The organism is Kitasatospora sp. NPDC057940 (genome assembly GCF_042887425.1).
GTDB lineage: Bacteria > Actinomycetota > Actinomycetes > Streptomycetales > Streptomycetaceae > Kitasatospora.
Genome location: NZ_JBHVPH010000003.1, coordinates 239,783 through 262,138, shown reverse-complemented (window position 1 = coordinate 262,138; position 22,356 = coordinate 239,783). Strand labels below are relative to the sequence as shown.

Genomic DNA, 22,356 nt, shown 5'->3' with positions numbered 1-22,356 from the left:
TGATCGCGCCCCGGCTCACAACGGAACGACCGCCACCGGGCACTGGGCGTGCTGGATCACCGTCTGGCTGGTGGAGCCGAGCCGGCCGAGCGGCCCGTTCGGCTGGCCGTGGCGGCCCACCACGACCAGCCGCTGGTCGGCCGACGCCGCGACCAGCTCCTTCGCGGCCCCCGACCGCACGACCGACGTGGTGACGGCGACGTCCGGGAACCGCTCGCGCCAGCCCGCCAGCACCTCGGCGAGCAGCCGCTCGTGCTCCGCCGCGATGTGCCCCTCCTCGTAGACCGGTGGGACCTCGTGGCCCGGGCCGAGCAGCGGGGGGCAGCCCCAGGCGTGGAGCACGGACAGGGGGAGGGACTGCCGTAGGGCGGCCTCGAAGGCGAAGGCGAGCACCGGGCCTTCCTCGGCCTTGCCCTCGACCCCGACCGCCACACCCCCTTCGGTCACCGGCTCGTGGTGCACCACCACGACCGGGCACGGCGCGTGGGCGGCCGCGTACAGGCTGGTCGAGCCCACGAGCAGTTCGGGGAAGCCTCCCGAGCCCCGGTCACCGACCACGAGCAGCTCCGCGCCCGCCGCCGCCCCGACCAGGGTCTCGCGCGGCGGACCGTCGACGAGCTCGGCCGCGACGGTGAGCCCCGGGTGGCGGGCGGCGACCCGGGCCCACTCCGCGTCGAGGCGCTGGGCCTCGGCCGGCTCGGTGCCGCCGTACCTGGCGTGGACCAGCCGCAGGTCCGCCCGTCGGCGGAAGGCCTCGTCGACCGCCCAGTCGACCGCGGCCCGGCTCCGGGTCGACGGGTCCACGCCCACCACGACGAATCGGTTCATCGACGGCACCTCCGCACCGTGTCGATCGGCCCCGCCCCTCAGGCTATGCCGCTCACCGGATCAGCACATGAGCAGCACGGCCCGCACGTCGGCCGCGTCCAGAGGAAGCGGGCGCCGGTTGCGGCGGCGCAGTTCGGCCAGGCCCTGGAACAGACCGCAGTCGATCATGAGGCGGGCGTGGTCGGTCTCGACCAGGAACTTGCTGCCGGTGACGGTGCCCACGCCGCCGAGGAAGGTCAGCAGGCCCGGTCGGGGCTGCGGGCGGGGTCCGCCGCTCGCCGTGGTCATGGCCGCCTCCAGCGGGACTCGGGGCTTCCATCGTCGCGCCGCCCGGCCGTGCTGTCCTGGGCCGGATCGGCCCAGGTGACAGGGACCGTCCGGCCCTGTCCGGCGGCGTGGGGCGGGCGGACAGTGAAGGCGGGACCACCGGAGGAGGAGTGAGGATGATGCAGCACCGCAGCGTCAACGAGGTGATGACCCATGAGGTCGTCACAGCCCGGCCCGACACACCGTTCAAGGAGGTCGCGGCGCTGTTCCACCGCAATGACATCACCGCGATACCGGTGATCGACGACCAGAGGCGGCCGCTCGGCATGGTGTCCGAGGCGGACCTGATCCGCAAGGAGGCCGTGCTGCCGGATCCGGAGGGCCGCTTCCCGGGCCGATGGCTGGACGCCAAGGACCGGGCCCGTGCCGAGGCGGAGACCGCCGGTGGGCTGATGACCAGCCCCGCGATCACGGCCCGCCCCGGCTGGTCGGTGCCCGAGGCCGCCCGCGCCATGGACAGGCACAAGGTCAAGCGCCTGGCGGTCGTCGACGAGATCGGCCGCCTGGTCGGCATCGTCAGCCGCCGGGACCTGCTGGAAGTGTTCCTGCGCCACGACGCGGCCATCCTGGAGGAGATCCACCACGACGTGCTCGGACGGACCCTGTGGCTGGCTCCCGGTGACGTCCGGGTGGCGGTGCACGATGGTGTGGTCACGCTGGAGGGCAGGCTCCCGCGCCGCAGTCTGGTCCCGATCACGGAGCAGCTCTGCCGCGCCGTGGACGGTGTGGTCGCCGTCCACGCCACCCTCGACTGGACCGAGGACGACACCGGTCAGCAGCTCGAACACCCCCGCGCCTACCGCGCAGCACCGTAGGAGGCTGCTGTGACCCGCACACCGAGCACCGTCGCGGACGTGATGACCCATGGGGTGGTCGCTGTTGGCCGCGACGCCGATTTCCGTGAGGTCGCCGAGACCCTGCAGCGTTGGCGGGTGAGCGCGCTCCCCGTGCTCACCGGTGATGGCCGGGTGGTCGGGGTGGTCTCCGAGGCCGACCTGCTCACCGCTCGGGACCGTGGCGGCGAGCGTGCCGAAGCGCTGACGGCGGGGCGGATGATGTCCGTCCCGGCGGTCACCGTGCACCCCGACAGCCCGCTCAACGAGGCCGCCCGCGCGATGGCCCGTGGCCACCTCAAGCGGCTCCCGGTGGTCGACCGGGAGGACTACCTGGTCGGCATCGTCAGCCGGGGCGACCTGTTGAAGGTCTACCTGGAGGACGACCGCGAACTCGTCGACCGGGTCCGCTTCGAGCTGGTCGCCACCCTCGGCCCGGAAGCCGGGCTGGGTACCGAGGTCCGCTCCGAGGCCGGCCGGATCACCCTGACCGGCGGCCTGCCCGACGCGGTCACCACCCCCGTCCTGGAACGGCTGGTGCGCTCCGTCCCCGGCGTGGTCGGTGTCGAACTCCGGCTCACCACGCCCGCCTGAACCGGGGCGCGGCGGTGGCCCGGCTCCCTCCGCCGCCACGGGCCGCCCGGCCGCCGTCACGCGGGGTGGTGACCGGACCCGGTGCGCGGAGTGGACCGGCGGCGCAGAATCGGTGGTGCCACCCTCCGCGCACCCAGGGAGCACGCCATGGACACGCCGCAGCCCGTACGGGTGTTCCTGCTGGACGACCACGAGGTCGTCCGGCGCGGTGTCCGCGACCTCCTGGAAGCCGAGCCCGACATCGAGGTCGTCGGCGAGGCGGGCAGCTGCGCGCAGGCCCTCGCCCGGGTGCCGGCGCTTCGCCCGGACGTCGCCGTCCTCGACGTACGCCTGCCGGACGGCGACGGCGTCACCGTCTGCCGAGAACTCCGCGACCGGATGCCCGACCTGGTCTGCCTGATGCTGACCTCCTTCGACGACGACGACGCCCTGCTCGACGCGATCATGGCCGGAGCGGCCGGCTACGTCCTGAAGCAGGTCAAGGGCGCCGACCTGGTGAGCGCGGTGCGCACGGTCGCCTCGGGCCAGTCCATGCTCGACCCCGCCACCACCCACAAGCTGATGGAGAGCCTGCGCCACCACGAGGAGAGCGGGACCGACGCCTCCCTCGCCGGGCTCACGCCCCGCGAACGGGAGATCCTCACCCTCGTCGGCGAGGGCAAGACCAACCGCCAGATCGGCCAGGAGCTCTATCTGGCCGAGAAGACCGTGAAGAACCACGTCTCGCGCCTGCTCGCCAAACTGGGCGTCGAACGCCGCCTCCAGGCCGCCGTCCTCGCCGCCCGCGCCGAGCCCGAGCAACACCACCAGCGCCCGCACTGAGCCCCGGTGCCCGGGTGGGCCCGCGGATTGAGCCGAACGGCCCAAGCGCCGCCCCGGGGCCCTGCCGCACGGTGGAGGTGACCCGGCAGCCGCGCCCGACGACGCACACCTGGAGGCGGCCATGCCCACTCTCGCCCTCGATGCCGCGACACTGGAGAAGCTCGTCTCCGCGGCGGTCGCGGCACCCTCGATCCACAACAGCCAGCCCTGGCGCTTCCGGCTCGAACCGGCGACATCGACGCTGGAAGTCCGGGCAGCCCGTGAGCGGGCCGTCCCGGCCGCCGACCCGCAGGGCCGGGCGCTGCACATCTCCGTCGGCGCAGCCGTGCTCAACCTGCGCGTCGCAGGTCGCCATCTCGGCTGGGCGCCCGATGTCCGACTGCTGCCGGACCCGGCCGAGCCGGACCTGTTCGCCGCCGTCCGGCTCGACACCCCGGCCACGGCGCCGGTCCCGGGCACGGAGCAGCTGTACGACGCGATCTGGCGCCGGCACTCCATCCGCAGCCCGTTCACCGAAGAACCGGTCCCGCCGGCCGTCCTGGACGAACTGGCCACGGCCGCCCGGGCCGAGGACACGACGCTCCACCTGCCCGATCACGAGGAGACCGCCCGGCTGCTGCACCTCACCGCCGAGGCCGAACGCCGCAACACCACCGACCGGGCCCAACGGGCCGAGAGCCGCGACTGGATCCGCACCGGAGACGCCTCGCCCTACGGCATCCCGGTCTCCGCGCTCGGCCCGCAGGACCTGGCCGGCCGCCTGCCCATGAGGGACTTCACCGCCATCCGGGCTGCCGAGCACCAGGCCCCCGCCGCCTTCGAGCGCGAACCGCGGATAGCCGTGCTCACCACCGAGCACGACTCACCGACGGACTGGCTGCGCGCCGGGATCGCCCTGGAACACGTGCTGCTCACCGCCACCGTCCACGGCGTCCGCGCCTCCCTGTTGCACCAGGCGATGGAATGGCCCTACCTGCGCTGGGAGACCCGCGACCCGCATCAGCGCCCCGGGTTCGTCCAGATGCTGATCCGGCTCGGTTACGGTCCCGAGGGCGCTCCCACGCCCCGCCTGGCGGCCGGTGACGTGCTGGACTAGGCCTTCGGTAGCGGGACCTGCCAGATCAGTTCGGTACCGCCCTCGGGCCGGTTGCGGGCCGTGAAGGTGCCGCCCAGGCCGTTGGCCCGGTCGGCCAGGTTGGCCAGCCCGCTGCGCCGGCCGCCGTCGGGCAGGCCCACCCCGTCGTCCCGGACGACGAGCGTCAGCTCGGCCCCGGCGGCGATCGACACGTCGACCGCGCCCGCCCTCGCGTGGCGGGCGGCATTGGACAGGGCCTCCTCCAGGACGGCGACGGCCGCGTCCGCGACCTCGACCGGCACGGCGACGTCGAGCAGACCGGTCGTCCGCAGGGCGGGGGAGAATCCGAGCGCCCGGCCGGCGTGCTCGACCACCGCTGCCACCCGGGAACGCAGGCCGGCCGCCGCCGGACCGCTCTCGCGCAGGCGCAGGCCGAAGATGGTGGCGCGGATCGTCCTCGCCGTCTCGTCCAGATCGTCGATCGCCCGCAGGACGCGTTCGGTGGCTTCGGGGTGATCGATGAAACGGGTGGCGCCCTGGAGCGTCATCCCAGTGGCGAAGAGCCGTTGGATCGCCAGGTCGTGCAGGTCGCGGGCGATCCGGTCGCGATCTCGCAGCAGCGCGACCTGCTCGAAGTCACGACGCCGCTCGGCGAGTTCCATCGCCACCGCCGCCTGGGCCGCGAAGCCCAGCAGCGGCCCGGACTCGCCCTCGTCGAACAGCGGGGCGCCCGCCGCCCGGGCCAGTATCAGCACCCCGCGAACTCCGCGCTCGGCGGTACCGATCGGCACCGCGACGGCCGGGCCGAGCCCCTCCCAGCGCGGTGGACCGGCGGTGATCCTCGGGTCCGTCCGGACGTCGGGGCTCACCACGAGGCCGCCGGTGCGGACGGCCGCGCCCATGAACGAGCCCTCGACCGGAAGCACGAGACCGCGGTGGTACTGCTCGCCGAGACCGGAGGCGATCCGGACCTCCAGGTCGCCGGTGTCCGGCAGCGGCAGCGCGACGACGGCCAGGTCCGCGCCGGCGATCTCGTTGGCCCGCGCGAGCAGCAGGTCCAGCACCTCGTGCTCCGCGCTTCCCGACAGCAGGCTGCTGGTGACCTCGGCACTCGCCTCCATCCACCGTTCCCGCTGCCGGGCCCGCGCGTAGAGCCGGGCGTTGTCGATCGCCACCCCGGCTGCGACGGCGAGGGTGGCGAGCACCGACTCGTCCTCGGCGTCGAAGCTGTCGCCGCCGCGCTTCTCGGTCAGGTAGAGGTTGCCGAACACCTTGCCGCGGATCCGGATCGGTACCCCCAGGAACGTACCCATCGGCGGGTGGTTGGCCGGGAAGCCGTAGGAGGCCGGATGGTCGGAGATGGAGGTCAGGCGCAGCGCCTCGGGGTGGCGGATCAGTTCGCCCAGCACTCCGTGCCCGGACGGCAGGTCGCCGATCAGCCGGACCTGCTCGTCGGTGACCCCGACCGGGATGAACTGCGACAGCCGCTGGTCCTCGCCGACCACGCCGAGTGCGCCGTACTCCGCGTCCACCAGGGTGACCGCCGCTTCCACGATGTGCCGCAGGGCCTGGGCCAGTTCCAGGTCGCGACCGACCGCCAGCACGGCCTCCAGCAAGCTGTGCACCCGGTCACGGGTGCCCCGAGCCGCGTCCAGCCGGGCCTGGAGCTCCTCCAGCAGCTCGTCCAGGCGAAGCTTCGGCACGGGGGCGGAACCTTCCGGTGCGCTGCCCAACGAAATCCTCCACGGCTCGCCCGACGCCACTGACCAGCCTAGGCGTGCCCGGCCGGCCGTGCCGGGCACGCAGGGGCCGATCGGCCCAGGCACAGGACCGACCGGGCCCCTGGCGGCGACCGCGGCCGCGCGGAAACCTGGGAGGTACGGGCGGACCCGGCCCGGCTCCGCCGCCCGAGAGGAGTGATCAGGGCATGAAGGCACTCACCTACCACGGAACCGGCCGTCGCACCTGGGGCGACGTCCCCGACCCCGTCGTCCGCGACCCCGAGGACGCCGTCGTCCGGGTGGACGCGGTCACCATCTGCGGCACCGACCTGCACATCCTCAAGGGCGACGTTCCCGAGGTCGCTCAGGGCCGTGTCCTGGGCCACGAGGCCGTCGGCACCGTCACCGGGACCGGGCCGGGCGTCCGCACGGTCACGGTCGGTGACCGTGTCCTGGTCTCCTGCATTTCCGCCTGCGGCCGCTGCGCCTACTGTCGGACCGCCACCTACGGCCAGTGCACGGGCGGTGGCGGTTGGATCCTCGGCCACCTGATCGACGGCTGCCAGGCCGAGTACGTCCGCACCCCCTTCGCGGACACCTCCCTGCACCCGCTGCCCGGCGGCGTCACCGACGAGGGCGCCCTGCTGCTCGCCGACATCCTGCCCACCTCCTACGAGGTCGGCGTCCGCAACGGCCGGGTCGGCCCGGGCGACACCGTCGCGATCGTCGGAGCCGGGCCCATCGGACTTGCCGCGATCCTCACCGCCCGGCTCTACAGCCCGGCCCGCATCATCGCCGTCGACCTCGCCCGGAGTCGCCTCGACGCGGCCGAGCGCTTCGGCGCGGACACCGTCCTCACCACCGCGCAGGCCACCCCGGACGCTGTCCGGGAGCTGAGCCGGGACGGCCTCGGCGTCGACGTCGCGATCGAGGCGGTCGGCGTCCCCGAGACCTTCGAACTGTGCACCCGCCTGGTGCGTCCCGGCGGCCGGGTCGCCAACGTGGGCGTGCACGGCCGACCGGCGGTGCTCCACCTGGAGGACCTCTGGATCCGCGACGTCACCATCACCACCGGCCTGGTCGATACGTACAGCACCCCGATGCTGCTCGGCATGCTGGCCGTCGGGCGCCTGGATGTCGCGGGGCTGGTCACCCACCGTTTCGGCCTCGACGAGATGCAGGACGCCTACGACGTCTTCGCCGACGCGGCCGACACCGGGGCCCTCAAGGTCGCGCTCTTCCGGACGTGACCCCTGTCCTACGGAGGCGCCGCCGCCATGACCGACCGTCCTGACACCACCGAGACCACCGAGACCACTGACGCCACCGAGACCACCGAGACCACCGAGACCACCGAGACCACTGACACCACCGACATCGCCCGCCGGATCGTCGAGCGCCGCGACCAACTCGGGTTGAGCGAGCAGATGCTGGCCCACGAAGCGGCCATGGCGCCGACCTATCTGCGGCACTTGATGAAGGCCGGCCCGGAGTTCGACCCGCCCGGGTTCGTTCGGATCGCCGCCGCGCTCGGGCTGACCTGGCCGGAGCTGCTGGAGGGCCATCGCGTGGACGCCCCGCCGGGGTGGTCGAGGCCCGCCGCGCGCCCGCTGCCGCTGCGCCTCACCGAACCGCAGTGCTGGGAGCTCGTCGGCACCCACGGCATCGGCCGGATCGGACTGCCCGGCCCGTCCGCACCGGCGGTTTTCCCGGTCAACTTCGCGGTGGACGCCGCAACGATCGTCTACCGCACGGCCCCGGAGGGCGCCGCCGCCCCACCCGACGGTTCGCCGGTCTCCTTCCAGGTGGATCACATCGATGACCGCCGTAGCCGGGGCTGGAGCGTCCTCGTCCTCGGCGAGGCCCGGCACGTCCACGAACCGGATGAGGAGCGACGGCTCTCGGCCCTGCCCGGCGCGACCCCGTGGGCCGGCGGCTCCCGGCCACTGTGGGTGTGCGTTCGCCCGGACAAGATCACCGGCCGCCGGATCGGCAGCTGGTGAGCATTGACGCCAGGCGGCCCGGAGGAGCTTCTTGCGTCCGCCGTCAGCGGCCGGGGCGCTCGGCCGCCCTCGTTGCGGAAATGCGAGCCTTCCCTGGCTTACGTCAAGCTTGTTGACCTACGCTGCCGTTATGAGCGAACGGGTAGTCCCCGAGCCCCGGCGGCAGCGTCGGCGGCCCACCAAGCAAGGCGTCATCCTGTCCAGGGAACTGATCGTCGACACCGCGTTGCGGCTCATCGAGCAGCACGGCGCCGACGCGCTCACCGTACGGCGGCTCGGTACCGCGCTCGGCGCCGATCCCAGCGCCGTCTACCGCTACTTCCGCAGCACCGACGACCTGCTGCTCGCCGTCGCCGACGAGCTCATCGGCCGCGCCCAGTACGGTTGGCAGGCCACCGGTGACTGGCGCGCCGACCTGCGCGCCATCGGCCTGCGAATCCACGCCGCCTACCAGGCCCACCCCCAGGCCGCGTTGCTCGCCGCCCACCGCACCACCGGCCGAACCTACGAGATCGCCGCCGTCGAGGCCATCCTCGGCGTCCTGCGCGGGGCGGGCTTCCCCGACCGCGAGGCCGTCCGGATCTACCACGCCTTCGTCGACCAGAGCCTCGGCTTCGCCGCGCTCGACGCCGCCGCCCTCGCCCTGCCCGCCGCGGCCCAGGCCGCCGACCTGGAGGTCTGGCAGGCCTCCTACGCCCGGCTCGACGCCACCACGCACCCGCACATCGCCGCCACCGCCAGCCTCCTCACCAGCGACATGCGCCGCAGCGGTTATCCCTACGCCCTCGACCTCCTCCTCGACGCGGCCGAGGCCCGTCTCCCGACCACGGGCTGACGGCGGGCGACGGGCCGAGCGCTGCCGGATCCGAAACGGCCCTCGGAAACGGGGCCGATCGCACCCGGCCGCGTCGGCGACCGTCACGGTGCCGACGCAGCCCTGGCGACTACGCGTTCCCGGGGACGTTTCCTCACGTCGTGCGGGGGATCCCGGTAGTGCCCTGGGACGCCGGGGCACCGGCTCACCCCCCGGGTGGGTCAGTCCGCCGCGTGGACGAGCCGGCCGCCGACGTAGGTGCGCAGGACGCGGGCGTCGGCGATCTCCTCGGCGGGGGCGGTGAAGAGGTCGCGGTCCAGGACGACGAGGTCGGCGAGGTGGCCCGCCGTGAGGGTGCCGGCGTCGTCATGGCCGTTGACGTGCGCGGTTCCGGCCGTGTACGCCGCGAGGGCGGAGGCCAGGTCGAGGCGCTGCTCGGGGAGGAAGACCCGGCCGTCGGCGGCTCCCGGCTCCCTCCGGTTGACGGCCACGTGAACGCCGGCGAGCGGGTCCGGGCTGCTCACCGGCCAGTCGCTGCCCGCCGCCAGGGTGGCGCCCGCGCGCTGGAGGGCGCCGAAGGGGTACTGCCAGGCGGCGCGCTCCGGGCCGAGGAACGGGATCGTCAACTCGTCCATCTGGGGCTCGTGCGCGGCCCAGAGCGGCTGGATGTTGGCGATCGCGCCGAGCCGGGCGAAACGGTCGAGGTCATCCGGGTGAACCACCTGGAGGTGGGCGAGGTGGTGGCGGGTGCCGCGTCGCCCGTTGGCGGTGCGGGCGGCCTCGACCGCGTCCAGCGCCTCGCGGACGGCCCGGTCGCCGAGGGCGTGGAAGTGCACCTGGAAGTCGAGCGCGTCCAACTCGGTGACGTACCCGCGCAGGGCGGCCGGGTCGACGAAGCTGAGGCCGGAGTTGGCGGTGGCGCAGCCGCAGCCGTCCAGGTAGGGGCTGGTCATGGCAGCGGTGAAGTTCTCGGCGATGCCGTCCTGCATGATCTTCACCGAGCCGGCCCGGAACCGCCCCTGGCTCGACCCCGTACGCCGCTCGACCAGTTCGGGGATCTGCTCGGCTCCTCGGTCGCGGTCCCACCAGAGCGCGCCGGTCACCCGGGCGGTCAGCGCGCCGGAGCGCGCGGCGGCCAGGTAGGCGTCGGACGGATCCGGCTGGCCGTTGAACTCGCCGAGCAGCGCGTCCTGCCAGCCGGTGATGCCGAGCGAGTGCAGCAGCCGCTGGGCGCGCAGCAGCCCGTCCAGCCGGTCGGCGGCGGTGGAGGGCGGGATCAGCCGGGCGACCAGGCCGGTGGCGCCCTCCTGGAGCGTGCCGCCCGGAGTGCCGTCCGGCTCGCGCTCGATCCGGCCGTCCGCCGGATCGGGGGTGTCCCGGGTGAGGCCGGCGAGCTCCAGCGCCCGGGTGTTGGCCCAGGCGCCGTGGTGGTCGCGGTTGGTCAGGTACACCGGGCGGTCCGGGACGACGGAGTCCAGCAGTTGCCGGGTCGGCAGCCCGCCCTCGAAGCTCTCCATCGACCAGCCGCTGCCGGTGATCCACGCCTGGCCGGGATTGGCGTCGGCGTACGCGCGGATCCGCTCCAGGTAGTCGGCGACGCCGACCGTGCCGGTGAGGTCGCACACCGCCAACTCGGTGCCGCCGAAGACCGCGTGGATGTGCGCGTCCTGGAATCCGGGCAGCAGCAGCTTGCCGGTGAGGTCCACGACCTCCGTCCCCGGCCCGATCAGCTCCCGGACCTCGTCGTGGCCGACGGCGGTGATCCGCTCGCCGGTCACGGCCAGGCTGGTCGCCCGGGTGCGGGCGGCGTCACCGGTGTGGACCGGGCCGCGGGTGAAGACCAGATCGGCCTTGGGCATGGGGGTTGCTCCGTTCTCTCGTGGCTTCCGTGGATCGTCAGTCGGTGTCGGGCAGGAAGTAGGGCGAGCGCCGCCGCCAGCGGGCCCCGGCGGCCGCCGGTAGTCCGGTGACGATCATCATCACCACCACGGTCAGCTCGAACCACCCGTTGTCGGCGGCCAGTTCGAAGTGGTCGGCGGAGTCGTAGAACGACCAGGCGAGATAGCCGCCGACGGCGAGCAGGGTCGCCGCGCCCAGCAGCGGGCCGACCACCGCGCGCAGCCCCTCCAGCGGGTTGCCGCGCAGCAGGTGCCGGAACCGGACGGCCGCCGCGACGGCCGTCAGCGCGTAGTACAGCGCGACGATGATGCCGATCGCGTTGACGGAGGCGGAGATCAGGTCGTTGACGGTGGGGATGACGATCGAGGCCAGCGCGAGGGCCATCGCGATGCCGGTGATCAGGAGCGTGCCGACGGCGGGCGTCGCGTGCTTCGGGTGCAGCCGGGTCCAGACCGGGCCGAGCACGCCGTCGCGCCCCATCGCGTACATTCCGCGCGCCGTCGGGATCACGGACGATTGCAGCGAGGCCACCGCGGAGAACATGAGCGCGATCAACGGCAGGGCGGCCAACGGCTGGTGGGCGAGCGTCGTGCCGAAGTAGGCGAGTCCGTGTGCGCCGTTGTCGGCCAACTCGTCGAGCGGCAGCACCCGTTGGAAGGCCGTACCGGCGAGCAGGAAGAGCAGCAGCATCACCACCAGGGCGAGCATGCCGCCCCGCGAGGCGTCCCGGGGGCTGCGCACCTCCTCGCCGACGCTGAACACCGACTCGAAGCCCCAGTAGCAGAACACTGCCAGCACCATGCCCTGGGCGAGCGCGTCGAAGGACGGGATGTCGAACGGGTTGAACCACTGCAGTGAGAACGGCTGGTCTCCGGCGAACAGTCCGTACCCGCAGAAGCCGAGCAGCACCGCGTACTCGAACACCAGCAGCGCCTTCTGCAGCCGGGCGGCCAGGTCCAGGCCGCGCACCGCCACCAGCGCCGCGCCGGCCAGGACCACCAGGCCGAGCAGGGTGCACTGGACGGTCGAGTCGGCGTCGAGGCGGAGGCCCGCGACGCTGCGCACGTGGGCCAGGTCGAGGAGCTGGATGATGGAGGACCCGGTGACCGTGGTGGTGTAGGCCATGAAGACCACGGTGCCGACGGTGTTCACCCAGCCGGTGAGGAAGCCCAGCCAGGGGTTGAGTATTCGGCCCACCCAGCGGTAGCTGCTGCCGGCGTCCGGCTCGACGGCGTTCAGCCGCCCGTACCCGCCCGCGATGGCGAGCACGGGCAGGAAGGCCAACAGCATGATCGCGGGCAGGTGCAGGCCGACGACTCCGGCCATCAGGCCCAGGCCGATGCCGATGCTGCTGGTGGCCGCCGTACTGGAGGCGGCGATCGTCGCCCCGTCCAGCAGGCCGATGGACTTGTGCATGGTGACGTGGGGGCTGCTCGTGTCCGGTCTCGGAACGTCGCCCGTGGCCTTCACCGTCGGTGTCAACGGATCACCGCCTTGCTCGTGTGGGGGAGGGGTGCGAGACATGAAACCGGTGGCGTCCCTACACGTCAATGCTGTTGTCATAAGAGCCGGCGCGCAGGAGAGCGCGAGCAAGGGATCGAAGCCGTCCTCGGGCGGGGACGGGTCCGGGGCGAACAGCCCCCGACCCTCGAACACACCGCGGACGCCGTCCCCGCGCCCCTCTACTACCGCGCCGTCTTCACCGACCTGCCGCTGACCGCCGAACGGACCCGCACCCTCGTGTCGCGGCTGCTGTCGTCCGGTCCGGTCCAGCAGCAGGCCTCCTGAGGTTCGCAGGAGGCCCGGAGAATCCTGTTCGGTTTTCTGGGCGAGGACCGGATGGAACCCGATCGTCGCAGGTCGGGGGCGCGGCTTCGGCCCCGTCGCTTCAGGTGGTGAGCAGGCGGTTGAAGAACGAGCGGTAGCGCTGGAGCGCGACGCGCAGTTCTTCGGTCGGCACCTCGTCGCCGCGGTGCCACTGGCCTTCGAGGTCCTGCTTGTGCGCGGAGAAGGTGGTGGCGAGTGCCTGCATCGCCTCGGCGACCAGATTGTCGGCCGCGGACACGGCATTGCGCGGGTCGTCGACGAATTCGCCCTGGATCTTCTGCCACCGGGAGCGGAACTCCTCCTGCTGCCCGCCCAGCAGGGGTTCGTTCTCGGCGGATTCCGAGCCCTCGGTGCGGTCCTCGGCGCGCTCGGACGGCTCGGATGCCTGGGTGGAGCCCCTTTCCTGGTCCTCTTCCTGCTCGCGGTCCTGCTCGCGGTCCTGCTCGCGGTCCTGACCGTAGTTCTGCTCGCGGTCCTGCCCGTGTTCCTGCCCGTAGCTCTGCTCGCGGTCGCGGCCTTCGAGCGTGAACTCCTGCTCGCCGCTCCGCTGTTCGGTGGTGGCTTCCCCGGGGAACGCCGGTGGCGAATCCGCCCCGGAGGTGTCGCTCCGTTCGTCGGTGTCCTGTCGGGCGCCGGCCAGGTCCTCCGTGGACAGGCCGCCCTCGACCGGTTCGGATGTTGCTCGGCTGTGCATCTCTTCACTTCCCTTTCGGCAGTTCCGGTCGGCGGCCGTCGCCGGTCGTGCCCCGCCGGCTCAACCCGCCGGTCCGGGGCTCACGCGCGGCTGCCCTGCGGGCGGTCGCCGTTGTGGAGCAGTTCCTCGAACAGGGTGCGGTAGTGCACCATGGCGCCCCGCAGTTCTTCCGTGGTCGCCTGGTGGCGGCTGCTGCGGTCGTTGACCTCGTGAGCGGACCGGAAGTGCGTCAGCACGTTCCCGTGTTCGACGGAGAGGTCCTTGAGCTGCTGCTCGTACCCCTCGGTCGGGTATCCGCGCTCGCTCATGAGCGTGGTGACGAGCCGGTCCGCCTCGTGCACCGTGTCGTCGGGCCGGTCGACGAACTGTTCCTGCACCCGTGCCCAGTCCTTGGCGTAGCGGTCGCGGGCACCCGGTGACAGCGGTTTGATGTTCAGCGAGTCGTGGCGCGACTCGCGCTTGCGCAGCTCCCGGTCGGCGGCGAAACGGCTGTCCTTCGCCTCGGCGGTCCGGTCGTACTCCGGGCCGAACCGTTCCTGCAGATGGCGGCGGCGGATGGCGAACGTCGCCACCAGCGCACACACGACCAGAACGACGGCGATGACTGCGACGAGGGTCCATGTTGACATTTGGGTCCTCCGCTGGTAGCTCCAGACCTCCCTGAACGGCGCGTGCCCTGCGGCCCGGAGCCAAAACGCGGACGAACCGAAGAAGTCGAACGACGTGCCGCGGCGGACCTGCCCGATCACGTTGAGCAGCCCACCGGCGACCCCGGGCACCTCCGACGGCGTGCCCGGAGACGTTGACGGACGGTAGCCTTGGCTGCCCGTGGAGTGACCCGGGCGGACCCGAGGGGGGCAAGGGTGACGGAGGACGGGCGGGTTCCGGGGCTGGTCGGGCGGCAACGGGAGACGGAGTTGCTGACCGCCGCGCTGGTCCAGGCCGTGGACGGTGCGAGCGGTTCCACGGTCCTGCTGCGCGGTGAGGCCGGGGTCGGCAGGAGCACACTGCTGGCCTGGGTGGAACGGGCGGCGCGGGAGCGGGGGTTCACCGTCCTGCGGGCGCTCGGTACGGAGGCGGAGACGGACCTCGCGTTCGGCGCCCTCCACCAGGCCTTCCGCTCGCTGCTCCAGCACACCGACGCCCTGTCCGCGCACCAGCGGGAGGCCCTGGAGAGCGCGCTCGGCGTCCGGGCCGGCACCCCGAGCGGGTTCGCCGTCGGCGCCGCCGTGCTGGCGTTGCTGGAGGAGGCGGTGCGGACCGCCCCGGTGCTGCTGCTCCTGGACGACCTGCACTGGATCGACTCCTCCAGCGCGAGCGTCTTCGCCTTCCTGAACCGCCGCTGCGGCGAGCTGCCGGTGGTGATCGTCGCCGCCACCCGCCCGGGCGGACCGGCCGCCCGGACGTGGTCGGCCGAGACCGTCGACGTGCGGGCCCTGCCCCGGGCGGACGCGGCGCTGCTGCTGGGCGCCCGCTACCCCGACCTCGCCGCGCCCGCCCGGGACCGGGTCCTCACGGAGGCGGCCGGGAACCCGCTGGCGCTGGTGGAACTGCCGCGCCAACTGGCGGCCGCCCAGCAGCTGGGGGCCGCCCCCCTACCCGAACAGCTGCCACTGGGGCGGAAGTTGGAGCGGATGTTCGCGGACCGGCTGGGCGCCGTGACGCCCGAGGTCGGCCGCCTGCTGCTGCTGGGCGCCCTGGCCACCGGTACGGAGTCCGCCACCGGGGCGTGGCTGCGCGCCGTCGCGGACGAGAACGCGCGGGAGATCCTGGAACGGATCGAGGCGGACGGGCTGGTCCGGCTCGACCGGGCCGGACAGCTCGTGTTCCGGCACCCCCTGGTCCGTACCGCCGTCGTCTCCACCGCCTCCGACAGCGCCCGCCGCGAAGCGCACCGGGCCCTGTCCGCCGCCCTCGCGCCGGATGACCCCAGGCGGCTGGCCCACGAGGCGTCGGCCGCGCTGCTGCCCGACGAGGCACTCGCGCAGCGGCTGCAGGAGGCGGGGCGCGACCTCGCGCGTCGAGGGGGCGACGCGGAGGGCGCGCTGCTGCTCGAACGCGCCGCCGCCCTCAGCCCCGGCTCCTGCGACCAGACCCGCCGGCTCACCTGGGCCGCGGTGATGGCGGCGCGCGGCGGGCAGCTGCGCCACGCCGTGGAGCTGGTGGAGGAGTTGAAGTCCAGCACGGTGCCGCAGGACGTCGCCCCGCTGTTCGCGTACGCGGTGGTCTACGCGGACCAGAGCCACCACGTCGACTTCGAGTCCTCCGCCGCCCTGCTGCCCGGGGCCCTCGACGCGCTGACCGCCCCGGGCGCCGACACCTTCGGCGGGCTGGTCGACCAGGTGTACTTCAAGCTGCTGCTGGCCGCCAGCTACACCGACGACCCGTGGGTGTGGCACGCCCTGGAGCGGCACCGGGAGAACGTCTCCGAGGTGGGGCGGCTGTGCCTGCGGGCCTGGACCGCCCCCGGCCCGGAGGTCGCCGAGGCGTTGCGGACGGTGGCCGGGGCCATGACCGAGGAGCAGGAGGCCGGTGCGGCCTGGCTCCTGCTGTGGACCGCCTCCGCGCTCGACTGCCCCGAGGGCGACCTGTGGCGGCGCTTCACCGGCCTCCACGGCTACGCCACCCAGGGCTCGGTGGCGAAGGCCAAGTGCCACCAGGACTTCCTGCTCGGGCACTGGGACCGGGCGGCCGCCTGCCTGCGCGAGGCCGAGATCGCGGACGAACTCGGCTATCACACCAACGCCCTGATGTTCCGCCAGCACTACGCCCACTTCCTGGCCGGCCGGGGGGACGAGGACGGCCTGCGGGAGATCGAGCAGGCCGTCCGCCCGGTCGCCACCCGGGCCCGGATGCGCTACGTGCTGGACCGACTGACCCACCTGCGCGGCCTGGCGGCGCTCGCCCACGGACGCGACGAGGAGGCGTACGCGCACTTCTGCGAGCTCACCCCGCCCGGGCAACTGCCCAGCGGGTCGCCGTGGCGCCACGCGCTGGTCCTCGACCTGGTGACGGCCGCCGTGCACACCGGCCGGCACGAGGAGGCCCGGGACCACCTCGCGGCCGGGGCCGCGGCGCGCTCGGCGGAGATCTCCGGCCGCCACGCGTTCCTCTTCACGGCCGCCGCCGCGCTGGCAGCCACCGCCTTGGCAGCCACCGCCCTGGCCGCCGACGACGACGAGGCCGACGCCGCCTTCCGCGCCGCGTACGCCGTACCGGGCGCCGAGCGGTGGGCGTTCGACCTCGCCCGGCTGCGGCTCGCCCACGGCGCGTGGCTGCGCCGGCGCCACCGGCCCGGGGCCCGGGAGGCGCTGCGCGCGGCCCACCACGTGTTCCGCCGCCTGGAGGCCACCCCCTGGGCCCGGCAGTGCGAGGCGGAACTCCGGGCGGCCGGCGACTCCGTGGCGCTGCCGCCGGGCGGACCGGCCGCGGAGCCGGCCGGCCTCAGCGGTCACGAGCTGCGCATCGCCCGGCTGGCCGCGACCGGGCTGACCAACAAGGAGATCGGCCGGCAGCTCCAGCTGTCGCCCCGCACCGTCGGGGCCCACCTCTACCGGATCTTCCCGAAGCTCGGCATCACCACCCGGGCCGCGCTCGCCCACGCCCTGGACGGCGGCTGACCTGCCGGAACGGCTCCTCGAACCGCCCTTCCCGGCACGGCAGTCAGATGACCTAACGGCACGTCGTGCGCGCGGTCCACGCTGTACCGCGCAGGGCTTCGACGGAAGGGCGGTCAGATGGGCGTGCGGGTGACGACGGCGTCGGTCGCGGACGAGGAGAAGGCGGCGTTCTGGAGCGCAATGGTGTCGCGGACGCTGGTGCCGGTGGAGGTGCACCCGCTCACCGGGCGGCCGTTCGACGGACTCCTGGAGTCGCACCGGCTCGGCTACGTACGGATCGCCACCCTGGAGGCGGACGCCGCCCGGCTCTCCCGTACGGCCGACCTGATCGCCCGGGCCCCGCGCACCGAGCCGCAGGTCGGGGTCGGGGTGCAGGTGTCGGGCCGGGCCGTGCTGGAGCAGGACGGGCGCCGGGCGGAGGCGCTGCCGGGCGGTCTCATGCTGTACGACACTGAGCGGCCCTACGCCGTCGACTTCCCGGAGCGCTTCCGCACCCATCTGGTCCACCTGCCGAGCCGGCTGCTCGGTGCGGCGGAGCGCGACCTGCGGCTCGCGGCGGGCACCGCCGTCGGCCCGGCGGACGGCTGCGGGCCGGTGCTGGCGCCCTTCCTCGGCGTCCTGGCCGCGTCCGCCCGCTCGCTCCCCGCGCCGGTCGGCGACCTGCTGGCCGGACGCGTCGCCGACCTGGTGAGCGCGCTCGTCGCCCACCTGGTGGCCGGCCGGGCCACGGACGAGCCGGACGGCCCCGACGGGCACCTGGTCCGGCGGGTGCGGGAGCACATCGACCACCGGCTGGGCGATCCGGAACTGACACCCGAGCGGATCGCGCGGGCCCACCACATCTCCGTGCGCTACCTGCACCGGCTCTTCGAGAACGAGGGAGTGACGGTGAGCCGCCTCATCCAGCAGCGCCGCCTGGAAGCCTGTGCCCGCGAGCTGGGCCGCCGCGGTCGGACGGCCCCGGCCGTGTCGGCCGTCGCCCAGCGCTGGGGCTTCGTCAACCCGGCGCACTTCAGCCGGGCCTTCCGCGCCGCGTACGGGGCCTCGCCGCGCGAGTGGCGCTCGCTCCGGAACGACGAGGCCGGCTGACCGGGCCGCAGAGCCGTCCACCGAACCGAACCGTCCGCCGAGCTATCCGCCGAAGGGCACGATCGGGCCACCGTCCAGGCGGCCGACACCGTGCACCTCGCCCTGCACAGCCGTTCCTGGCGGGCCCCGATCGGCGGCCCCCGAAGAGGAGTACAGATGTCCGTCGTCCTCGACACCGCAGGCATACCGCCCGGCGACCGCGCCGAGTACTGGCACGAGGCCGTCTCCCGCACCTTCATCCCGCTCGACGTCGCCCTGCGCGAGGACGCGCCCGCGCCCGCGGCGATCACCAGCCACCGCCTGGGCGCCGTGCAGGTCTCCCTGGTCCAGGCCGGACCGCAGCGGGTCGAGCGCAGCGCGGGCCTGATCGCCCGCGGCGGGGAGGACCACCTCACCCTGGCGCTCCACCACCGCGGCACCGCCCGGCTGGTCCAGGACGGCCGCCAGGTGGAGCTGCGCCCGGGCGCCTTCGCGATCTCGGACGCCGGGAGGCCGTTCGTCAAGGAGCTGCCGAAGCCGTTCGTCTTCACGGCGTTCCACTGGCCGCGCTCGGCGGTGGGCGTCACCGAGGAGGACCTGCGGGTGCTGACCGCGACGGCCTTCGACACCCGCGACGACACCGCCCGCCTGGTGGCCGCCTACCTGGAGTGCCTCTCCCGGTCGGCCGGTTCGATGGAGCCGCAGGTGGCCCGCTGGCTCGCCGCCACGGCGCTCGACCTGCTCGCGGTGCTCGCCCACGAACGGCGCGGCCGGTCCGCCCCGGAGGCGCCCGAGGCGGCTCTGGCCACCCTGGCCCGGGTGAAGGAGCACATCCTGCGCCACCTGGGGGACCGGGACCTCTCACCGGAGCGGATCGCCGGGGCCCATCACGTGTCGGTGCGGTACCTGCACAAGCTCTTCCGCTTCGAGGGGGTGACGGTGGCCCGCTGGATCCAGCGCCAGCGGCTGGACATGGCCCGCCGGGACCTGGGGCGTCCGAACGCGGACCGGGCGACCGTGGCGGCGGTCGCCGGCCGGTGGGGCTTCGTGAGCGCCAGTCACTTCAGCCGGGCCTTCCGGGCCGCCTACGGGGTCTCGCCGCGCGAGTGGCAGGCGTGCGCACCGGCGGGCCCGGCCCGGGGAAGCGTGGTGCGGCCGGCCGGGCAGCCGGTCCCGGCCGCCCGGCCGGCGGGGTACGGCATCGCGGTGTGACCGCCCCGGCCGCTCACCGGTTGTTGTGCAGCTCCGCGACGTAGCCGCCGGGGAACCGCACCATCGCGGTGTCCCGGCCGCCCGCCCGGACCGGGCCCGACAGCACCGAGGCGCCGGCGGCCTTCGCCCGCTCCAGGGTGGCGCCGAGGTCCGCCACGCCGTAGCCGGTGAGCTCCTGGCCGAACGGGTACGGCAGGTGGCCGTCCGTCACGGCGACCGTCGTGGTGCCGAAGCCGGAGTCGAGGCGGACCAGCCGGTAGGCGGTGCCGGGCAGTCCGATCGCGGCGCCGTCGGCCCGGCGGTCGTCGGAGACGATCCGGCCCCGGGTGAAGGCGAGGAAGCTGTGCAGGAAGGCGCCCACCGCGTCCGGTGACAGGTAGAGCCGGTTCTCCGGCACGCTGGCCAACGCGGGGTAGGACGGCGGGGTGGTGTGCACGTAGAGCTGGGCACTGACGCCGCCGGGGAACTGGACGACGGCGTCCCGGCCGATCGGGTCGGCGAACGGCGCCACGGTGACGGCGGCTCCGTCGGCGCGGGCGGCGCGGACCGCCTGGTCGAGGTCGGTGACCAGCCAGCCGGTGCGCTCGGTGCCGAACGGGTACGGGACGGGCGTGGTGTAGTCGAACACCGACAGCGTGCCGACCGGGGAGAGCACCAGCTCGGAGAGCGTCCGGCTGGGCGTGGGCGTCACCTGGGTGGCGTTCGGCCCGATCGTCCTGCCGCCGAAGGTGGCCACCCAACTGGCCGCGAACGCCTGCTCGGTGCCCGGCTCGACGTACACGTGGGTGGAGTCGTACTGCGGGCCGACGGCGAACTGCCGGTGCGCGGCGGACGCTGCGGCCTGGGCGCCCTGGGTGTTCTGGCTCTGGGCGTCCTGGGTGCCCTGGGCCAGCGAGGCGGTGGGGACCGCCGCCAGCGCGGCGATCGCCGCCACCAGAGGGACCAGCCGTCGGGCGAGGCGTCGTTCCATGGGGTGACCTCCCGGTCGTGGTGCGGGCCCGGCGTCCGGGGAGGGACGCGCCGGGCGCGTGGTCGTGGTCGGTGCGGCGTTCAGGCCGTCGGCGCGGCCCAGGGGGCGTCGGGGCCGTCGGCGGCCGAGAGCCGGTGGGCGGCCAGCGCCGTGCCGAGGAGCAGCAGGGCGGCCAGGGCGAGGGCCACGGCGGGCCGCCCGTGCAGGACCAGCGCCGCGCCGGCGAGGCCGCCGAGCAGCATCGCCAGGGCGGAGAGGATCCGGCGGCCCGGGCGCGGCGCCGCGCCGCCGGCCGCCGTCGAGTCGGCGGCCAGGCCGGTCAGGGTGAGGGTGAGGACGGTGGTGGTCAGGTCGGGTACGGCGAGCCGCCGGGCCACCGCGTTCTGCAGGCCCATGCCCAGGCCCAGCAGGACGATCAGGGCGTAGTCGGCGCCGCCGGCCGCGGCGGTGGCGGCCGCCGCGGCCGTCAGGGCCGTCTGGACGCCGACGGCCAGGGCCAGCAGGCGTCCGCGGTGGGCGGCCGACCGGCTGCCGAGCCGTCCGCCGACGAGTGCGCCGGCCAGGAAGGAGGCCAGCGAGACGAGTGAGGCGGTGGCCGACAGGCCCGGGGCCCCGGCCAGGGCGAAGCCGAGGAAGACCACGTTGCCGGTCATGTTGGCGACGAAGACGTGCCCGAGGCCGAGGTAGCTGACGGCGTCGACCACCCCGGTCGCCACCGTCAGCAGCAGCATCAGCGGGGGGAGGGGCCCGTGCCGGTCGGTGCGCGGCGGGGCGAGGGTGCGCAGGGCGTCAGTCAGCAGGGCGCGCAACGGCGGACGCCTCCTCGGGCACGGGCGGGTGGTGCAGGACCACCCGGGTGAGCAGCCCGCTCGCCGGGCCGAGCACGGCGGCCGCGACCGACAGCCAGAGCGGCCAGGCGGTCAGGCCGACGGCGTGGTCCACGGACCACCGGCCCGGGCCGGTGAGGGCGAGGGATCCCGCGACGACGACCAGCACCAGCGGGTACTCGTAGCCGTCGTCCTGCACCCAGAGCCCGTGCGGCAGTTTGACGGTCATCGCCACCGTCATCACGCCCATGGCGACCATGGCCGCCGCCGGGGTGAGCGCGCCCAGGGCCAGGAACAGGCCCGAACCGACCTGCCCGGCGCCCGCGGCGAGCGCGGTGAGCGTCCCGCCGCGGAAGCCGTCGTGCCGGAACTCCTCCGTTCCGCCGGCCAGGCCGTTGCCCCCGAGGCGGTGGCTCACCTTCTGTACCCCGTGCCCGGCGATGAGCAGGCCCACCACCACGCGGAGGATCAGCAGTCCGGTATCCATCGTTTCCTGTTCCTGGTCCCTGTTCTGACGGAGCGTCGGTGGTGGGGGTCAGCCGGCGGCGTGCTCGCCGATGACGGCCTGGGCGTAGACGACCCCGAGGCCGTACGCGCCGCCGTGCTCCTTGACGATCTCCGTGACCACGCCGTACGTCTCCGTCCGGGCCCAGTCGCGCTGGAGCTCCAGCAGCACCTGGACCCAGGTGACCGGCACCGCGCCGGCCTGCGTCATCCGCTGGATCGCGTGCTCGTGGGCCTGCGGGGAGACGCCGCCGGAGGCGTCGGTGACGACGTAGACCTCGTAGCCCTGGTCGATCATGGACAGCACCGGCAGGACCAGGCAGACCTCGGTCCACAGGCCGGCGATGACGACCTTGCCGCGCCCGGTGGCCTTGACCGCCTCGACGACCGCCGCGTCCTCCCAGGCGTTCATCGAGGTGCGGTCGAGGACCTCGGCCTTGGGGAACACCGCCGCCAGCGGCGGCAGCAGCGGGCCGGAGAAGGACTCGGCGGCGACGGTGGTCAGGACGGTCGGCACCTCGAAGGCCCGGGCGGCCTTGGCGAGGCCGACGGTGGCGTTGATGATCGCGGTGCGGTCGCCGCTGCCGGTGCCGAAGAACATCTGCGGCTGGTGGTCCACGAACAGCACCACGGCGTTGTCGGGGGTCAGCAGGTCGGGGCTGGGGGTGGCGCTGACCTGGGTGAGGTCGACCATGACGGGGTTCCCTTCGGTGTATGC

22 protein-coding genes are annotated in these 22,356 nt (G+C 74.0%); 11 read left to right on the top strand and 11 right to left on the bottom strand.

Annotation, left to right across the window (positions count from 1 at the left end; translation table 11 throughout):
• Positions 1–15: 15 nt before the first annotated feature.
• Together ACFVTF_RS07080 and ACFVTF_RS07075 are read right to left on the bottom strand one after the other, a co-directional pair.
• Entirely contained in the window at positions 16–828 is an 813-nt protein-coding gene (locus ACFVTF_RS07080) for a universal stress protein (RefSeq protein WP_387810185.1), read from the bottom strand.
• 60 nt (positions 829–888) lie between these two features.
• Positions 889–1,116 (bottom strand): hypothetical protein, encoded by a 228-nt coding sequence (locus ACFVTF_RS07075; RefSeq protein WP_387810182.1) that lies wholly within the window; start codon positions 1,114–1,116, stop codon positions 889–891.
• A 158-nt stretch (positions 1,117–1,274) separates the two neighbouring features.
• On the opposite strand from ACFVTF_RS07075, the gene ACFVTF_RS07070 reads away from it, so the two are divergent.
• The 4 genes from ACFVTF_RS07070 (at position 1,275) to ACFVTF_RS07055 (ending at position 4,500) form a co-directional block, all read left to right on the top strand.
• Entirely contained in the window at positions 1,275–1,970 is a 696-nt protein-coding gene (locus tag ACFVTF_RS07070) for a CBS domain-containing protein (RefSeq protein ID WP_387810757.1), read from the top strand.
• Between the two features lie 9 nt (positions 1,971–1,979).
• Positions 1,980–2,582, top strand: coding sequence for a CBS domain-containing protein (locus ACFVTF_RS07065; protein ID WP_387810179.1), 603 nt, complete (start codon positions 1,980–1,982; stop codon positions 2,580–2,582).
• Positions 2,583–2,729: 147 nt separating this feature from the next.
• The gene (locus ACFVTF_RS07060) at positions 2,730–3,404 is read left to right on the top strand and encodes a response regulator (protein WP_387810176.1); all 675 of its coding nucleotides are present in this window, start codon (positions 2,730–2,732) and stop codon (positions 3,402–3,404) included.
• Positions 3,405–3,525: 121 nt separating this feature from the next.
• Positions 3,526–4,500 carry an Acg family FMN-binding oxidoreductase gene (locus tag ACFVTF_RS07055; protein ID WP_387810174.1) on the top strand — a complete coding sequence of 325 codons (975 nt, stop codon included), beginning with the start codon at positions 3,526–3,528 and terminating at the stop codon, positions 4,498–4,500.
• Here the strand turns inward: ACFVTF_RS07055 and ACFVTF_RS07050 are convergent.
• The gene (locus ACFVTF_RS07050; RefSeq protein WP_387810171.1) at positions 4,497–6,182 is read right to left on the bottom strand and encodes a GAF domain-containing sensor histidine kinase; all 1,686 of its coding nucleotides are present in this window, start codon (positions 6,180–6,182) and stop codon (positions 4,497–4,499) included. The genes ACFVTF_RS07055 and ACFVTF_RS07050 overlap by 4 nt on opposite strands.
• A 224-nt stretch (positions 6,183–6,406) precedes the next feature.
• On the opposite strand from ACFVTF_RS07050, the gene ACFVTF_RS07045 reads away from it, so the two are divergent.
• The 3 genes from ACFVTF_RS07045 (at position 6,407) to ACFVTF_RS07035 (ending at position 9,038) form a co-directional block, all read left to right on the top strand.
• Entirely contained in the window at positions 6,407–7,450 is a 1,044-nt protein-coding gene (locus ACFVTF_RS07045; RefSeq protein ID WP_387810169.1) for a zinc-dependent alcohol dehydrogenase family protein, read from the top strand.
• 27 nt (positions 7,451–7,477) lie between these two features.
• Entirely contained in the window at positions 7,478–8,203 is a 726-nt protein-coding gene (locus ACFVTF_RS07040) for a pyridoxamine 5'-phosphate oxidase family protein (protein ID WP_387810166.1), read from the top strand.
• A 130-nt stretch (positions 8,204–8,333) separates the two neighbouring features.
• The gene (locus ACFVTF_RS07035; RefSeq protein WP_387810163.1) at positions 8,334–9,038 is read left to right on the top strand and encodes a TetR/AcrR family transcriptional regulator; all 705 of its coding nucleotides are present in this window, start codon (positions 8,334–8,336) and stop codon (positions 9,036–9,038) included.
• A gap of 200 nt (positions 9,039–9,238) precedes the next feature.
• Here ACFVTF_RS07035 and ACFVTF_RS07030 read toward each other — a convergent pair whose 3' ends face one another.
• A complete protein-coding gene (locus ACFVTF_RS07030) occupies positions 9,239–10,876 on the bottom strand; it encodes an amidohydrolase (RefSeq protein ID WP_387810161.1) in 1,638 nt (545 codons plus the stop codon).
• Between the two features lie 37 nt (positions 10,877–10,913).
• Positions 10,914–12,332, bottom strand: coding sequence for an APC family permease (locus ACFVTF_RS07025; RefSeq protein WP_387810158.1), 1,419 nt, complete (start codon positions 12,330–12,332; stop codon positions 10,914–10,916).
• Between ACFVTF_RS07025 and ACFVTF_RS07020 the strand changes: the two genes are divergently transcribed.
• Positions 12,219–12,704 carry a TetR-like C-terminal domain-containing protein gene (locus ACFVTF_RS07020; RefSeq protein WP_387810155.1) on the top strand — a complete coding sequence of 162 codons (486 nt, stop codon included), beginning with the start codon at positions 12,219–12,221 and terminating at the stop codon, positions 12,702–12,704. The genes ACFVTF_RS07025 and ACFVTF_RS07020 overlap by 114 nt on opposite strands.
• Before the next feature lie 100 nt (positions 12,705–12,804).
• Here ACFVTF_RS07020 and ACFVTF_RS07015 read toward each other — a convergent pair whose 3' ends face one another.
• Together ACFVTF_RS07015 and ACFVTF_RS07010 are read right to left on the bottom strand one after the other, a co-directional pair.
• Positions 12,805–13,437 carry a hypothetical protein gene (locus ACFVTF_RS07015; RefSeq protein WP_387810152.1) on the bottom strand — a complete coding sequence of 211 codons (633 nt, stop codon included), beginning with the start codon at positions 13,435–13,437 and terminating at the stop codon, positions 12,805–12,807.
• Between the two features lie 80 nt (positions 13,438–13,517).
• On the bottom strand, positions 13,518–14,066 hold the full coding sequence (locus ACFVTF_RS07010; RefSeq protein WP_387810149.1) for a hypothetical protein: 549 nt from the start codon (positions 14,064–14,066) through the stop codon (positions 13,518–13,520).
• A gap of 234 nt (positions 14,067–14,300) precedes the next feature.
• Between ACFVTF_RS07010 and ACFVTF_RS07005 the strand changes: the two genes are divergently transcribed.
• The 3 genes from ACFVTF_RS07005 to ACFVTF_RS06995 all read left to right on the top strand — a co-directional run bounded on the left by ACFVTF_RS07005 (position 14,301) and on the right by ACFVTF_RS06995 (position 19,337).
• On the top strand, positions 14,301–17,057 hold the full coding sequence (locus ACFVTF_RS07005) for a BREX system ATP-binding domain-containing protein (RefSeq protein WP_387810146.1): 2,757 nt from the start codon (positions 14,301–14,303) through the stop codon (positions 17,055–17,057).
• Between the two features lie 117 nt (positions 17,058–17,174).
• On the top strand, positions 17,175–18,146 hold the full coding sequence (locus ACFVTF_RS07000; protein WP_387810143.1) for a helix-turn-helix domain-containing protein: 972 nt from the start codon (positions 17,175–17,177) through the stop codon (positions 18,144–18,146).
• A 156-nt stretch (positions 18,147–18,302) separates the two neighbouring features.
• Positions 18,303–19,337, top strand: a complete 1,035-nt coding sequence (locus ACFVTF_RS06995) for a helix-turn-helix domain-containing protein (protein ID WP_387810140.1) — start codon at positions 18,303–18,305, stop codon at positions 19,335–19,337.
• A 13-nt stretch (positions 19,338–19,350) separates the two neighbouring features.
• Here ACFVTF_RS06995 and ACFVTF_RS06990 read toward each other — a convergent pair whose 3' ends face one another.
• The 4 genes from ACFVTF_RS06990 to ACFVTF_RS06975 all read right to left on the bottom strand — a co-directional run bounded on the left by ACFVTF_RS06990 (position 19,351) and on the right by ACFVTF_RS06975 (position 22,332).
• Entirely contained in the window at positions 19,351–20,307 is a 957-nt protein-coding gene (locus ACFVTF_RS06990) for a VOC family protein (protein WP_387810138.1), read from the bottom strand.
• A gap of 80 nt (positions 20,308–20,387) precedes the next feature.
• A complete protein-coding gene (locus ACFVTF_RS06985; protein ID WP_387810135.1) occupies positions 20,388–21,116 on the bottom strand; it encodes a YoaK family protein in 729 nt (242 codons plus the stop codon).
• Positions 21,097–21,621, bottom strand: coding sequence for a DoxX family protein (locus ACFVTF_RS06980; protein ID WP_387810132.1), 525 nt, complete (start codon positions 21,619–21,621; stop codon positions 21,097–21,099). Before ACFVTF_RS06980 ends, ACFVTF_RS06985 begins: the two co-directional genes overlap by 20 nt.
• A 48-nt stretch (positions 21,622–21,669) precedes the next feature.
• Positions 21,670–22,332, bottom strand: coding sequence for a hydrolase (locus tag ACFVTF_RS06975; protein WP_387810129.1), 663 nt, complete (start codon positions 22,330–22,332; stop codon positions 21,670–21,672).
• Between the last annotated feature and the right edge of the window lie 24 nt (positions 22,333–22,356).